The sequence below is a fragment of the Streptomyces sp. NBC_00210 genome (genome assembly GCF_045160975.1).
Taxonomy (GTDB): Bacteria; Actinomycetota; Actinomycetes; order Streptomycetales; family Streptomycetaceae; genus Streptomyces.
The window spans coordinates 562,261-576,727 of record NZ_CP108120.1 but is presented as its reverse complement, the minus strand read 5'-3'; the positions used below and the strand labels follow the sequence as shown (position 1 = coordinate 576,727).

The following is a 14,467-nucleotide window of genomic DNA, read 5'->3' as shown; positions in this document are numbered from 1 at the left end:
GGGGCGTGCTACAGCTTTGTGAGCCTGGTGTCGGCGCGCAGTCGGTCCCGGACCACCGAGATGGCCACGACCAGCGCCGCCACCAGTACGGAGAGGATCACCTGGTCACGTCCGGCGTCGTCCGTGAGCATGTAGACCAGGACGAACGAGATCATTGCGATGGTCGCCCACGTCAGGTACGGGAAGAGCCACATCCGTACGACCAGCTTGTCCGGCGACTCGCGCAGCAGGATTGGGCGCATCTTCAGCTGGGTGAAGCAGATGACGAGCCAGACGAACAGCGCGACCGCACCCGAGGAGTTGAGCAGGAACAGGAACACCGTGTCGGGCCACTGGTAGTTGAAGAAGACCGCGACGAAGCCGAACACGACCGATCCCAAAATGGCGGCCTGCGGTACACCGCGGCTGTTCGTGCGGGCGAATGCCCTGGGTGCGTCGCCGCGCTCGCCGAGCGAGAAGGCCATGCGCGAGGCCGTGTACAGGCCGGAGTTCAGACACGACAGCACAGCGGTGAGCACGATCACGTTCATGATCTGGCCGGCGTGCGGGATGCCGATCGTGTCGAGCGCGGCGACGTACGAGCCCTTCTCGGTGATCGCCGGGTCGTCCCAGCTGAGCAGGGACACCACGATCAGGATCGAGCCGAGGTAGAAGATGCCGATCCGCCAGATCACGCTGTTGGTGGCCTTGGTGACGGCCCGGCGCGGGTCCTCGGACTCACCGGCGGCGAGGGTGACGATTTCGCTGCCCATGAACGAGAAGACGACCATCAGGATGCCGGTGAGGATCGCCCCGGGCCCATGGGGCAGGAAGCCACCGTGGCCGGTCAGATTGGCCAGGCCCGCGGCTTCGTGGCCGGAGCCGGGCAGTACGCCGAAGACCGCCAGCCCGCCGATCACGATGAAGCCGGCGATGGCGACGACCTTGATGCCGGCGAACCAGAACTCGAACTCGCCGTAGGAGCTCACCGAGGCCAGGTTGGTCGCCGTGAGGACCACCATGACGATGAGCGCCCAGCCCCACTGGGGGACCGCCGGTACCCAGCCCTCGAGGATCTTCGCGCCGGCGGTGGCCTCGACGGCCAGCACCACGACCCAGAAGAACCAGTACAGCCAGCCGATGGAGAAACCGGCCCAGCGGCCCAGTGCCCGGTCGGCGTAGGCGGAGAACGAGCCGGACGTGGGGCGGGCCGCGGCCATCTCGCCGAGCATCCGCATGACGAAGACGACCATGGCGCCGACCAGGGCGTACGACAGCAGGATGCCGGGGCCGGCGGCCGCGATGCCGGAGCCGGAACCGACGAACAGGCCGGCGCCGATCACACCGCCGATCGCGATCATCGACAGATGTCGGTTCTTGAGCCCTGCGCGGAGGCCGTCCGAGGGAGGCGTCTGACCGGTCTCACGGGGTGGCGAAGCCACGTCGGTGTTCGTGGGTTGCGCGCTCATGCTCAGTCCTTACGGAGGGAAAGAGGGGGCAAAACCGGCCTGAGGGGTCGCACACGCGCCGAGCACGGGTGGGACGACGGTGTGTGCGACCACCGGGGAGGCCGACCCCGCTGCAGCAGGTCGTGCCTGTTCGTACACGGGGCGGGTATGGAACGCCGGGGGGTGACCCGGCGCGCGGAATCGGGGTATGCAGAAGGTAGGAGTGATCGCGACCGAGCCACCATGGACAGATGTCACGCGCGGCGGAGCCCTCTTCAGACAAATGCTCAAAGGCTGTCGTGCATGGGCGGCTCAATCCGCTCCACGAGCACGCCGATACGGCGAAGGTCCCGGCAGCCGGTGGCTGTCGGGACCTTTCGCGGACAGGACCTGAGCCCGGCCGTTACGCGCCGGCGGTGATCTCCGCCCGGGCGTCGCTTTCCTGCGGGTGATCGCAGCGGTCTGCGAGCGGCCACGGCACGAAGTCCCCGTCGGCGCGCTGCACCAGCAACCGCTTGCCGTGTGTCACGACGCCGCGCGGCCGCAGCCCGCTCAGGCTCGCCGTCGTATACGCGGCGGTCAGGCTGTTGAGGTCGTGCACGTCGCCGATCCTGAACAGGGAGCGGGTCTCCGCTATTGCCTCGTGCTCACCCGCGCGCATGACCACGCGCAATTCGGGCGCGACGGCCAGTGCAGCCACCGAGACGGCGATGTTGTCCAGGTCGTCGGAGGCGACGGCGGCCAGCGCCTGCGACTGTTGCAGGCCGAGCGTGCTCAGCACGAACCGGTCGGTCGCGTCGGCGATGACCACGGGCACGCCCAGCGCCCTGGCCAGTCGCAGGTTCGGCGCTGCCGGGTCCCGCTCGACCGCGATCACGCCGATGCCCAGGGCCTGCAGCTGGGTGCACAGACGCAGGCCGACCTGTCCGAGCCCCACGACGACCACATGGCCGGACCGGGGCAGCGCACGCGAGCCCACGATGCCGACCGCGCGCGGTCCCAGCAGGCGATCGACCATGCCCGCGGTGAAGACCGCGGTGAAGACGATGGTGACGAGCATCGCGGCGGCGGAGAACAACAGATAGGTGTCAGAGCCATGGGCGGCCGCCGGTCCGACGGCCGATACGACCCGCGCCGCCTCGAACAGCGCCTCGACGGGCGGGCGGTGGTGGAAGACCATGGCCCAGGCCCAGTCGGCCAGCAGCACCGTGAGCAGCCCGGCCAGGCCCATCAGCATGATCCGCGAGCTGCCGTCGTGCGGTCGCAGCTGCCCTTGGATCCTGCCCAGTCGGGCCCTGTATCGCAGCGAGCGCGGTGGCTGCCACGGCTCCTGGCGCACGGCGTCGTCCTGCCACCGGGCGCCGATGTGGCCCGCGTGTGTCCGGGTCAGGCTCAGCAGACCGGGCTGGAGGCAGGCGGCCATGAGTACGGGAGCGGCGATATCGGCAGGAGAAGTGACCTGGCAGTTCGGGAGTACCCGCAGCAGCTGCTCGCTGACCGTTCGGTCGAAGACCGTCACGACCAGCTTGACGTGGGGGCGGATGTGCTCGACGGCGAGCGCGTAGCGCAGGGACTCGACGTCGTCGTCGAGGAGGACCGCGACGCCTGCCACCTCCCGCCGCAGCGCCCGGCGCAGGTCCTCGTCCGTGGGGCGGTCGAAGTGGCGCACGAGGTGCCCTGCCGCTTGCAGAAGCCCGCACACCCTGCGCGCCATGTCGCTGCCGATCACCACGAAGTACTGCTGTGGCGCTTCGTTCTCGGGCATCGCGTACGTGCTCCCTCGCCTCTCGGGTGGTGAGAACGCTAAGGGCACGGACCGCCCGTGTGCTTGTTCGCGCGGCTAACATCGATGGCCATTGGTTGTACGGAGTGCACAAGGCTGAAGAGGTAGGGGCATGGCGCATCAGGACGGTCTCCCGACCCCGCCCGCGCAGCTGCCGCCTGCCGCGGAGGCCGGGGTCAGCCTGCGGCAGCTGCTCACCACGCTGGGCGAGCCGGTGCTGGAGCTGCAGGCCGCCCCGAAGGGACTGGACGTCGAGGTGCGCGAGGTCGGCATCCTCGACCTGGAGGACCCCGAGGACCCGGCGCAGGCACGGACCGGCGAACTGCTGCTCGCCGTCGGCGCGCGCGGCCGAGCCGCACTGCCCTCGCTGCGCGCCGCCGGCGCTGCCGGGGCGGCCGCCGTCGCTGTCAGAGCCGCCGGTCAGGAGCAGACGGCGATGCTGGCCGAGGCCGCCGCGGACGCCGGCGTGGCATTGCTGACGGTGCGTCAGGAGACCCGCTGGGAGCGCCTGGACTCGCTGGTCCGTGCCGTGCTCGGCAGCGGGCAGAGCGCCGCGCCCGCCGAACACGAGACCGGCGGGGACCTGTTCTCGCTGGCGCAGACCACGGCGGTGCTGACCGGCGGCATCGTCAGCATCGAAGACACCGCGCACCGGGTCCTGGCCTATTCGCGTTCCTCGGACGAGGTGGACGCCCTGCGACGGCTGTCCATCCTCGGCTGGCAGGGGCCGGAGGCGTACCTGTCCAAGCTGCGCGAGTGGGGAGTCTTCGAGCATCTGCGCACGTCCGGCACGGTGATCGCCGTCGACGAACATCCGGAGCTGGGCATCCGGCGGCGGCTCGCGGTCGGTATCAGGGCCGGAACGCGGCCGCTGGGGACCATCTGGGTGCAGGAAGGCTCGCGCCCGCTCACGCCGCGCTCGCAGGACGTGCTGCTCGGCGCCGCCCGGGTCGCCGCACCGCACCTGATACGACTCCGACGCGAGGTCTCACCCGACATGCAGCTGACCCGGACTCTGCTGGCCGGGCTGCTGGACGGGTCCAGCGGCCCGCAGTTGCCGGCCGTCCATCTGGGGCTGGACCCGCGCCTGCCCGCGGCCGTGGTCGGCTTCGCGCTCAAGCCTCGCTCTCAGGCGCATGCCGGCGGCGGGGGAGGCGGCGAGGAAGGGGAAGGCCTGGCCGAACTGACCCGGACCGAGATCACCGGCGTGATCGCGGTGCACGCGGCGGCCCGGCACCACAATGCCCTTGTGGTGCCGGTCGGCACCCGGATCTATGTGCTGCTGCCGGAGCTGCCTGCCGGGATCACGGCCTCGGTGCTGCGCGGCTGGTCGCGCGAGATCCTGCAGGCGGCCGAGAGCCATGTGGGGGTCTCGCTCCGGGCGGCGATCGGACCGGTGGTTGCCGAGCTGTTGGACACCACCCTCTCCCGGCGGGAGGCGGACCGGGTACTGGACGCGATGGCCTGCGGCGCCGTGACTGCGGATGTCGCGTCGCTGGACGAGGTGCGCGCGGAGGTATTGGTCGCAGAGATTCTGGCGACGCTCGCACAGCGCCCTGACCTGCGGGATCCGCGGCTGACCGAACTCGCCGAGCGGGACGAGCGCAGCGGCACCCGCTACACGCAGTCGCTGCTGGCCTATCTCGACGCGTTCGGGGACATCCCGACGGCCGCCGCCCGGCTGCACATCCACCGCAACACCCTGCGGTACCGGATCCGCCGCGCTCAGGAGCTGACCGGGCTCGACCTCTCCCACCCCCAGCAACGCCTTCTGGCGATGCTGCAGTTGCGGATGCCCTGACTCGACTGCCCCACCTGCTTCTGCCGTACAACCTGCCGGTGTCAGTGCCGGTCGGTGCTCAGTCCGTCCAGGGTGAGGTCGAGGAGGCGTTCGGCCTGCTCGCGCTGTTCGGGTTTTCCGGAGGCGAGAGCGATGCCGGTGAGAGCGGCGAACATGTCGGTTGCGCCGATGTCCGACCGGATGGTGCCGGCTCTGACACCGGCGTCCAGGAGAGAGGTCAGGGCGGCCAGCATCAACTCGTGGCTCTGGGCATAGGGGTTGACGCCCGACTCGACAAGGGCCCGCAGGGCATCGGCCATGCCCAGTTTGGCGGTCGCGTAGTCGATGAAGCGCCCCATCCAGGCGCGCAACGCCTCCCGTGGCTCCATCGTGGCCAGGAGGTCGGGGGTAGCGTCGCACAGCCGGCTCAGCTCGTTGCGGTAGGCGGCCTCGATCAGGATCTCCCGGGTCGGGAAGTTCCGGTAGAGCGTGCCTGTGCCCACGCCGGCTTCCTTGGCGATGCGCTCCAGGTGAGCGTCGAGTCCCTGCTCGGCGAAGATGCGCACCGCGGCGGAGAGGATCTTGTCCCGGTTCCGCTGCGCGTCGGCCCGCAGCGGGCGCCCTGTGTCTCTGGCCATCGGTGGGTCTCCTGTCGTCCCGGTTTGCTAAGTGGAGGCGCATCCGCTTATGGTTACGAAGTGGCGGCGCCTCCACTTCCACTGTAGGGCATGCACTGCCCGCATTCGCACCCGCAAGGAGAAGCCCCCGCAGCGGGCCACTGCGCGGGAAACCAAGAACCTCACAGGAGAAGAAGATGAGTTTCTCGCTCGAAGGAAAGGTCGCCGTCGTCACGGGCGGCGCGTCGGGTGTCGGCCTGGGTATCGCCCAGGAGTTCGCGGAGCACGGCGCACGCGTCGTCATCACGGACCTCCAGCAGGCGCAACTGGACGATGCGGTCGCGACGATCGGCCCGAACTGTTCGGGAATCGTGGCTGACGTCACGAATCTCGCGGACATGGAGCTGATGTACCAGGAGGTCAAGACGCGGTACGGCCGACTCGACGCAGTCGTTGCCAATGCCGGCATCGGCGATCACGCCCCGCTCGGCTCGATCACGGAGGAGCAGTTCGAGCGGACCTTCAACGTCAACGCGAAGGGCGTCATGTTCACCGTGCAGCCGGCGCTGCCGCTGCTGCCGTCCGGCGGAACGGTCGTCATCATCGGGTCGACGGCGTCCATCCAGCCTCCGCGCGGGATGAGCATGTACGGCGGCGCGAAGGCCGCAGTCCGCAATTTCATCCGGGCCTGGATCCAGGACATCAAGGGATCAGGCATCCGGATGAACGTCCTCAGTCCCGGAGCGGTCGACACCGAATCCCTCAGGCGTGCGCTCGGGATGGCGCAGGGAGCCGATCAGGTCGACGCCGTGGTCAAGACCATGGGGGAGGGCAACCCGACCGGGCGAATCGCCGACCCCCGCGAGATGGGCCGGGCCGCGGTGTTCCTCTCCAGCGACGCCTCGAGTTTCATCACCGGCGTGGAGCTCTTCGCGGACGGCGGCATGGCGCAGGTGTGAGGGACGACCCCGGCTCGTCCCGTCGAGGTGCGAGGGCCCGGCGGCGGCAAGGGCCGGGTTTGCGCCGCCGGGCTGTCGGGGTGGGGGTCAGCAGGCGCCCAGGTCCTGCCAGACACCCAATTCACCAGCGGTGCCGGGTTCCTCGCCCTTCGTCCACCACTTCGACTTCCTGTTGTGCGACCTGTGGGACACGGTCGTGGGGCTGCTGTACTCGGTGGTCGCGCTCCACGCCGGCGCGGTGCGGGTGCCGGGGTTGCCCGGACCGGTCGGGTCCGCAGGCGGACTCGGGCAAAGGGTTGGGGTTCGTGCCGGTGCCCGGCTCGACCACCGTCGTGCCGCGCCCCAGATCGCCGGCGATCGCGTAGGTCGGCGAGCCGGCCAGCAGCGCGGCGGCGGCCGCGCCGACTGCGAGCAGCGATGCTCTCGTACGGGTGGGGGACGGCACGGTGGATCCTCCTGGTGGGGGTCTCGCTGCACCTGCCAGGCAAGGGTGGTTCAGCGCCGCGCAACTGGCATGGGAGTGGGAGGTGTTGGGCCACCGGGGTGCGCACGCACCCCAGGACCGGATCGAAGAGGGTGACGCCGAGATTAAGAGGACTAGACCATCTGGTCAATAGGTATGGACCATTTCTGAGGCGCTTGAGAACGCGAAGGCTCGTGAGCCCTGCCGGCGAACGCACTGCACAGCGAGCTCAGTCGGACGAAGGAGTGCTTTCGCGCCGACCGTCGGCGGACTCCCGCGTCATCGGGGGCTCGGCAGGCGTGGCTGGACGCGGTTCAGGTACCAGCCGGCCGGTCGGTCGGCGACCCGGTTGGTGGCCGCGTTGCCCACCGCGCCCGGCATGCTCTTGTCCGCGCCTGCCGAGATGTCCCAGGCCTGGCGCGAGGTCTCGAACAGCGCCCGCTGGACCCGCCGTGTCGACGGTGCACGTCGCGGATCGGTCAGCACGTCGCGCAGCGCCACCGCGCTCATCGCCGCGACCGTGCCAACTGTCCTTGTCCCGCGCATGGTCCGTCATGTGTCCGCCCCTCGTGGTCAGCGAGTCGATCCAGGAATGATCAGTATCCCGGTCCAGGGCGGTGGATCACGAGCCGCCGATGATTTCCAACCGCTGCACCGTGCCCTGCACTCCTGTCCACTCCTCCCATACCGTCCGTGGCCCATCGTCCGTGAGGTACACGGTGAGCAGGCGGCCGTCGGAGGTCTGGGTGAGGCTCACCCGGAGAGCGGGGCCCGGTATCTGCCAGGAGGGGAAGTCGTGGGCGGAAGTGGTCACGGTGAGGCCGTCGAACGTGGCGTCGGCCTGCGCGCTCAGGCGGCGGTTGCCGAACAGGGCGACGTCGGCGGTGTCCGCCGAGGCCCCGGCTGGTTCCTCCATGTGGAGCCAGCCGTCGGCGAAGTGGTCGCACCAGGTTTCCCGGCGGCCGTCCGGGCGCAGCAGGACGGCTTCCAGTTCGCCCCAGGTGTTGAGGGCGAGGGCGGCGCGGCGGGCGGGGGCATCGCTGACCGGGCGGCGGTGGGGGCCGCCGGGGCCGGACTCGGGCCAGGTCCACAGTTCCACGGAGTCGGGGAGCCCGACCAGGACGCAGGGGCGGCCCTTGTGGTCGCGGGCGGCCGCCAGCACGGTGGGGGCCGACGGGGCCGCGGCCGACACCGCCTGCGGCTCGGTGCCGGCAGACCAGCGGTACATCAGGACGCCTGAGGGGTGGCCGGTCCAGAGCAGTGGCGGTGCCCCAGCAGTGGTGAGGGTGACGACGCCCCTGGCGTCCCCGGCGAGCTCACGCCACCGGGCCGCCGTTCCCAGCCACAGCACGCCCTGGCTGTCGGTCGCGGCAATGGCCGGCTGGCCGTAGGGGTCGAGGAGGCATGCGATCTCGCGGATGGCGCGAGGAGCGCCGGTCGCGACGGGTGGATGGTGCGACTGCAGGCCGGGCAGCCCGTGATAGCGGATGCCGGACGGCCCGCCGGTGACCACCAGGGGGTGGCCGACGCCGCCCCGCAGGACGTCGACGCAGCCGTGGGGGGCGTCCCGGGCGGTGGACAGCGCCGTACGCAACTCCTCGGCCCATGCCGACAGCGGGGAGGGGCGTTGTGCCGGATTCGGGTCGAGGGCGCGGACCAAGCAGTCAGCGGCCTCCACCGGATAACCGTCGGCAAGGAGTTGACGACGGGTCACTCGCACCGCGTCGTCGTGTCTTCCGAGCCGGGCCAGGGTGGGCAGCAGCAGTGTGCGGGCCAAGGCACCGACCGAGTAGCGGTCCCGCGCGGGATCCGGCCGCAGACTCTGGCGTTCCTCGCCGGCCGGGGCGTAACCGGGGGTGTACGGGGCCCGGGTCAGACCCCTTTCCACCGGGGCGAGGAAGGTGATGTCGATCAGCCGGACCTGCCCGTCCTCGGTGACCAGGACATTGCCCCCGGAGATGTCCCGGTGCACATAGCCGCGGTCGTGCAGCCGGTCCACGATCACGCACAGCGCGCGCAGTACGTCGGCCCGAGCGACCGCGTCGGCCGTGGAGGAGGCGGCCCAGAGGTCGGCGGGGGTGCCGTCGAGCCAGGGTGAGATCAGATAGGGGATCTGTTCGCCGGACGGGCGTCGGTGCGCAGGGTGCGGCAGGGGGCCGACGAAGTAGTGGATCGGCGTGGCCAGACCGGGGATCTCCAGCGCGGCGCCCCGGTGGACGCTGTCGGCCCAGCGCTCACGCCAGGCCGAGTGTCCCTGCGGATGGTCGTCGGTCGCGTGTGGTTGCAGGATCTTGATGGCGCAGAAGCCTTCGTCCCCGTCGCGGTGCCGACGCGACGCGCGCCAGACCTCGCCCTCGCCGCCTGTGTGCAGATAGCTGACCAGGGTGTACTCATCAGGGCGTTCGGGTGGACCGCACTGCCAGCCGGGCTCCCAGCGGGACTGGTCGCTCACTCCTCACCCCGGTATCTCAGCACGGACGACGTGCCGGTGGGCGGCTGCGCGGCGGGGTCCGGGGCCGTCGGCGGGTACCCGGCCGCCGCGGGGGCGGCCGGGGGATACGGGCCGCTGTACGTGGGGTCGTAGCCGTTCTGCGGCGGGACGTGACCGGCCGGTGCGCCCTCCGGACGGGTGGCGTGGTCGGCGGGTACGTCGTGTGCGTACCCGTTCGGCTCGGGCGCAACAGGCACGGAGGCAGCTGCGGACCCGCTTCCCTCCGGGGCGGTGGCAGGGCCCGGCGCGTCCGGCAAGGTGGCCAGTGCTGCCGCCAACTCCTCCAGGGCGCCGGTGAGTTCACCGACCCATTCGATACGGCGTCCGGCGTCTTTCGGCCCGTTCTGCGGGGCGCGCAGCTGATCCAGGAGCGTGCCGATGGCGGCCAGGGCGGAGTTGAGTGCCGGGGGAGTGGCGGCCAGTCGGGCGGGGGTGAACGAGGAGGCCATGTCGCGGTCGAAGGTCGGACTCGGCCGCGTCTCCAGGGTGAAGACGGCCTTGTGCACCGCGAACTGCGCGGCCTTGTGGCGGAACAGCGGAGTGCCGAGGGCACGCCGGGACTCGCGGATGGCGTTTCCGGCGGACTCCAGCAGCCGGAAGCCGAGTTGCTGCACGTCGGGCTCGCTGTCGCGGGCCGTGCCGCGCGCCGCGCTCTCGCGCAGCTGCTCGGCGAGCCGGTGCAGCGCCTCGGCGAGGTGCGGCGGCAGCTGCGCGTCCGGACGTGCGTGCCGGGCCGCGCCTACGACGACACGTCGCGTCATGCCCGCGCCGAGCCCGGAGAAGTACCGGGTGAGGACGTCGAAACCGCCGATCGCCGCCTCGTCGCCACCGCCCACCCTGACGAGCTGCTGCAGCAGTTCGTGGTTGGGTTCGAACACCTCGCCGCCCCGGTTGCCGTCGGCGATCCAGCGCCGGTACATCGCCAGCGTGCTGATCCCGACTGCATGCAGCCGCACCTTTGTGTTGCGGTGCAGATGCTCCATCAGGCTCACCGGCTCCTTGGCCGCGTACACCACCTCGCCGACCCCGTCGTTGCCGCGGCGGGTCCAGTGCGCGCCGTCGCTGACGAGGACGATCAGCCGCTCGTTGCCCGGCTTGCCGTGCAGGTAAAGGAGGTTGGCGGCCTCGTGGAGGGCGTTTCCGATGTCGGTGCCGGCGTCCTCCGGGCGCAGCAGCGCCACCGCATTGCGGAACTCCTCGACCGCCGGCCCGGCCGAGCCCGCGTCGAGCTCGGCCATGCCGCCCGCCCGCGGGAAGACATGCGCCGTGGTGTGGGTGAACTTCAGCATCGCGAACCGCGAGACCCGCCCGCTGATGCCCAGCCGCATCGCCAGCAGATCGCTGAGCGCGTTGCGCAGCACGTCCATGCGCGGGCGCCGCGCAGCGCCGTAGTGACCGCCGTAGGAACTGCCCTCGCTGATCTCGGGGACGTCCGGGACGCTCATCGAGCCGGAGCAGTCGGCGAGGATGACGATGTCCACGCCATTGCGGGCGCTGGACACGAACAGTTCCACGTCGGTGCGCTCGCCGATCTCGACGAGGACGCCGTGCCGCCCGCCCGCCTCCAGAGCCTTGACCCGGTACGAGGCCGATCCCTGGACATCGAGCCACAGCTCGGCGCTCTCCTGGGGAGGAATCCACAGCAGCATCCCCGGCAGCCCCGCATCGGAGAGCTCGCGGGCCAGTACGTCGAACGGCGCCTCGACGGACGACTCCAGCGTCAGCGACTTCACCGGCTCCACGGGCACGGCGTCCAGCCGCCAGGCGGGTTGCTCGGTGCCCTCGCCGAGGCCGAGCTGGCGGGCGAGGTCCTCGTTGACGGCGATGACGCCCTCGGGGACGGCCGCGAGCGGTACCAGACGTACGGCGGCGGGAACTTGGGCGGTCGCGGAGCCCACCGTGAGCAGGGCGGGCACCCCCATGGGTCCCGCTCCCGGCAGGGCGGCCGGACAGACACCGATCCGCTGGCCGGTCAGCGGGCCCCCGGCGGGCACGGAGTGCAGCCGGTGACGGTCGGGACTGGGCATCGGCACATTCATCGCGACGTCCTCCTGCGGCCGTCCTCCAGCTTGATCTCCATCCCGAGGCGCGCCTTGTACTCCTTGATACGGGACCCCTGCGGGCCGATGAACTTCCCCGTCAGATGCTCGGGCACGCGGATCCACAGGTCGCCTCCGGAGGCCGGCGGGCGTGCGGGTTTGTACTCGGCGAGGGTCAGGCCGTCCGCGATTTCGGCGCCGAAGCGGTAGTCCAGCTCGCGGACGATGGCCCGCAGCCGGGCCACCAGCACCTCGCCCTGCTCGGCCGTACCGATCCGCTCCTTGACCTGACGGTCCCAGTCGCCCGCCGCACGTTCCACCGCCCGCAGCGCGGGCGACGCCCCCGAGGAGCGCATCCTGGCGTGCAGGGCGGTGAGGCGAGCGCGGATGGAGTGGTGGTCCAGGGCGAGTTCGCGGTGTCCGGCGTTGCGCAGATTGTGGCCGAACGCGGCGAGGGACGGCATCCGCTGCCCCTGCCGGCGCCCCGCGGTGCCGCAGATCTGCCAGAGGATCTCGTCGGCGGACAGGGAGCGCACCTGGCTGTGCGCGCGGCACAGACCGATGCCGACGCGTTCGTATCCGAAAACCTGCCAGCGGCGCGCGTGCCGGGTGCAGGCCGGGCGGCCGCAGGTGTGCCCGGCGGTGTCCAGCCAGTCGCACTCCGCGGTGCCCACCGCGGAGCAGCCGGGCTCCTCGCACACGGGGAAGGCCCGCCGATAGCAGTCGGGACAGTAGTCCGTGTCGGGGTCCTGGGGGTGGCGCTTGCGGTGCTGCTCGCACCAGGCCACCGAGGCTCGGCAGTCACGGCCCGCACACCAGAACACGGCCGTCCGGGAGCAGCCCCGGCACGAGGGCCGGTGGTCCGGGCACGACGGGAGCAGTGACCCGTCGAGCACCACGGCGTGATCCACGCACATCCGGTCCGGGCGTCCCGCGTCGCCGCAGCTGCGGCAGCGGAAGGAGCCGTATCCCGAGCGGCCCGCGCGGTCGCATGTCGCACACCGGTACACCAGCGCGGACTGCTGTCGTACGGCGGCGATCGCGAAGCGGGTGTCCTCGGCGGCCCACCTCGACTGCGCATCGACGCGCACGATCTCCACCGTGATCCGTCCGGCGTCGGACTCCCACACGTGCAGTGCGCCGGCGGTCAGTGGCTTGGCATACAGCCCGGGCTCCAACTGCTGCCAGAGCGTCACCAGGGCTTCCTGGCCGTCCGTGGGTGTGGGCCACTGACGCAGGTCGAGGACGACATCCACCTGGCTGTCGGGAAAGGGAACCGATGCGGCCTGCGCTGTGGTCACGACTCGCTTCCTCCGGTGCGCGGTGTACGGCGTTCCTGGGCGGCCGCGCCGCCGGAGCCCTGGCCTCGTTGGGGATCGGGGCGCGCGGTGGTGCCGCCCCGGTCACCGGAGCCGCCACGCGCGCCGTGTTCCCCCTGGCGGCCGGACCCGGCGCCTTCCTGGCGGGGGCGGGAACGTTCGCGGTCCTGCCCGGTGCGCTCCCGGCGGGAGGAGCCGTGCCGGTCCTGGCCCGCCCTGCCGGATGCGCCGCCGCCCCGGCCCTTGCCGCTGCCGCCCTGGCCCTTTCCGCTCCCGCCCGAGCCCGCGCCCCGGTCGGCGCCTCCGCGCGGGCGCTTGGCACCGCGGTCCTCACCGCCCTGTCTGCGCCGTCCACCGGAGCCGGACTGACGCGGCAACTCGGCCCGCGCCAGGCGTTGTGTCCAGGACCCGAGCAGCAGTTCCACCCGGCCCGGCGCCTCCTGACGCAGCGACTCCAGGAGCAGCCCGCCCGGGCGGGAGTCGTGCAGCAACAGGTCGGCCGTGGCGGCCAGTTCATGCGGGCCTCGGCCCGCGGCGGCAGCGAGGAGGTCCTGGCTCCGGGTCGGCGGGAGCCCCGTCGAGGGTCCCTCGACGGGCACCAGCAGCGGGGCGAGTTCTTCGGCCGTGGCCTCCAGCCGGCCCAGAGGCAGCAGCAGTTCGTCGAGGAGCCGCCGTACGCTTTCACGGGCCGGCACCGGATCGGCCGGCTTGGCGCCGCGGCCGCTCTCCTGCAGGAACTGGGCCCGCAGACCCTGTGTGACGGCGCGGGCCCGGTTCTTTTCCAGCGTGGCCTGCGGGATGGGGCCCTCCCGGTTGCCGGAGCGAACCTTGCGGCGGGCGTACAGCGCGAGAGCGGCCAGCAGCAGGGCCTGGGCCCGAAGGTCGGTCAACGACAGCTGGGCGTCCAGGCAGCGCACGAGTACGGCGGCCGGACGGTCCGCGCTCTCCGCGAGCGGGGCGATGTCCATCCGGGTCAGATCGGCGATCCCGTCCCGGCGGCGGATGTCGGCCCGTACGTGGTCGAGGTGCCGGGGGTCGGCGGAGGCGAGGTAGCGCGTGGTGAGGTGCTCGCGGGAGTCGGCCAGCCAGCGCGAGCCGACCCGGTCGGGCAGCGTACCGATCGCGCCGCGCCCGCAGAGCGCGATGAGCGCGGGGCTGTGCCGCCGTAACAGGTTGACCAGTACTTCCTGTTCGGCCCGGTCGGTGACGTACAGGGTGTGCGGGTCGCCGGCGGCGGGCGGTGACGAGCCGCTCAGCCGCACGCCCGGGGCGTGCAGGGCTCCGCCGGCACGGTGTGCGGCGTCGGCGAGCGCCCGCACCAGCGCACCCAGATAGTGGAACGCCTCGTCGCGGGCGGCCGGGGTGCCCAGCCACAGGCCCTCAAGGGTCACGTACACCAGGCCGGGCCGGCGCGGGTCGGCGGAAATCTCGGCCGTGGGAAGGCCCGGCGGCGCGGCCGGCACCCATGCAGAGGCCACCACCGTTGCGGCATCCGCGTCCGTCACGGCCAGCGTCTTGGTGAAGGACTGACGTGTCGCCCCCACCACAGTCAGGCTTAACAGCACGTTGTCATGCTATCGGAGTCCGAT

9 protein-coding genes and 2 pseudogenes are annotated in these 14,467 nt (G+C 71.5%); 2 read left to right on the top strand and 9 right to left on the bottom strand.

Annotation, left to right across the window (positions count from 1 at the left end; genetic code table 11):
• Nucleotides 1–8 precede the first annotated feature (8 nt).
• Both OG729_RS02820 and OG729_RS02815 read right to left on the bottom strand, forming a co-directional pair.
• Nucleotides 9–1,448, bottom strand: coding sequence for an amino acid permease (locus OG729_RS02820; protein ID WP_360864749.1), 1,440 nt, complete (start codon nt 1,446–1,448; stop codon nt 9–11).
• 382 nt (nt 1,449–1,830) lie between these two features.
• Nucleotides 1,831–3,192: an NAD-binding protein gene (locus OG729_RS02815; RefSeq protein WP_360864747.1), complete on the bottom strand. Its 1,362-nt coding sequence runs from the start codon at nt 3,190–3,192 to the stop codon at nt 1,831–1,833.
• Nucleotides 3,193–3,322: 130 nt separating this feature from the next.
• On the opposite strand from OG729_RS02815, the gene OG729_RS02810 reads away from it, so the two are divergent.
• Nucleotides 3,323–5,011: a PucR family transcriptional regulator gene (locus tag OG729_RS02810; protein WP_405804047.1), complete on the top strand. Its 1,689-nt coding sequence runs from the start codon at nt 3,323–3,325 to the stop codon at nt 5,009–5,011.
• A 41-nt stretch (nt 5,012–5,052) separates the two neighbouring features.
• On the opposite strand, the gene OG729_RS02805 is transcribed toward OG729_RS02810, so the two are convergent.
• Complete coding sequence (locus tag OG729_RS02805) at nt 5,053–5,628, bottom strand: TetR/AcrR family transcriptional regulator (protein ID WP_405804046.1); 576 nt, start codon at nt 5,626–5,628, stop codon at nt 5,053–5,055.
• A gap of 176 nt (nt 5,629–5,804) precedes the next feature.
• Between OG729_RS02805 and OG729_RS02800 the strand changes: the two genes are divergently transcribed.
• Nucleotides 5,805–6,566: an SDR family NAD(P)-dependent oxidoreductase gene (locus OG729_RS02800; protein WP_405804045.1), complete on the top strand. Its 762-nt coding sequence runs from the start codon at nt 5,805–5,807 to the stop codon at nt 6,564–6,566.
• Nucleotides 6,567–6,653: 87 nt separating this feature from the next.
• Here OG729_RS02800 and OG729_RS02795 read toward each other — a convergent pair.
• The 6 genes and pseudogenes from OG729_RS02795 to OG729_RS02770 form a co-directional block, all read right to left on the bottom strand.
• Nucleotides 6,654–6,942, bottom strand: a pseudogene (locus tag OG729_RS02795) (chitinase); the annotation flags it as partial.
• Between the two features lie 378 nt (nt 6,943–7,320).
• Nucleotides 7,321–7,548: pseudogene (locus tag OG729_RS02790) on the bottom strand (monooxygenase); the annotation flags it as partial.
• A 103-nt stretch (nt 7,549–7,651) separates the two neighbouring features.
• Nucleotides 7,652–9,481, bottom strand: coding sequence for a serine/threonine protein kinase (locus OG729_RS02785; protein WP_405804043.1), 1,830 nt, complete (start codon nt 9,479–9,481; stop codon nt 7,652–7,654).
• Complete coding sequence (locus tag OG729_RS02780; protein WP_405804041.1) at nt 9,478–11,559, bottom strand: vWA domain-containing protein; 2,082 nt, start codon at nt 11,557–11,559, stop codon at nt 9,478–9,480. The genes OG729_RS02785 and OG729_RS02780 overlap by 4 nt, the downstream gene beginning before the upstream one ends.
• Entirely contained in the window at nt 11,556–12,860 is a 1,305-nt protein-coding gene (locus OG729_RS02775) for a hypothetical protein (protein ID WP_360864730.1), read from the bottom strand. Before OG729_RS02775 ends, OG729_RS02780 begins: the two co-directional genes overlap by 4 nt.
• Nucleotides 12,857–14,443, bottom strand: coding sequence for a hypothetical protein (locus tag OG729_RS02770; protein ID WP_405804039.1), 1,587 nt, complete (start codon nt 14,441–14,443; stop codon nt 12,857–12,859). The genes OG729_RS02775 and OG729_RS02770 overlap by 4 nt, the downstream gene beginning before the upstream one ends.
• Nucleotides 14,444–14,467: the final 24 nt, after the last annotated feature.

Coding starts and splice junctions, on each gene's coding strand:
- OG729_RS02820 (WP_360864749.1), bottom strand. CDS start 1,448: ATGAGCGCGCAACCCACGAACACCGACGTGGCTTCGCCACCCCGTGAG.
- OG729_RS02815 (WP_360864747.1), bottom strand. CDS start 3,192: ATGCCCGAGAACGAAGCGCCACAGCAGTACTTCGTGGTGATCGGCAGC.
- OG729_RS02810 (WP_405804047.1), top strand. CDS start 3,323: ATGGCGCATCAGGACGGTCTCCCGACCCCGCCCGCGCAGCTGCCGCCT.
- OG729_RS02805 (WP_405804046.1), bottom strand. CDS start 5,628: ATGGCCAGAGACACAGGGCGCCCGCTGCGGGCCGACGCGCAGCGGAAC.
- OG729_RS02800 (WP_405804045.1), top strand. CDS start 5,805: ATGAGTTTCTCGCTCGAAGGAAAGGTCGCCGTCGTCACGGGCGGCGCG.
- OG729_RS02780 (WP_405804041.1), bottom strand. CDS start 11,559: ATGAATGTGCCGATGCCCAGTCCCGACCGTCACCGGCTGCACTCCGTG.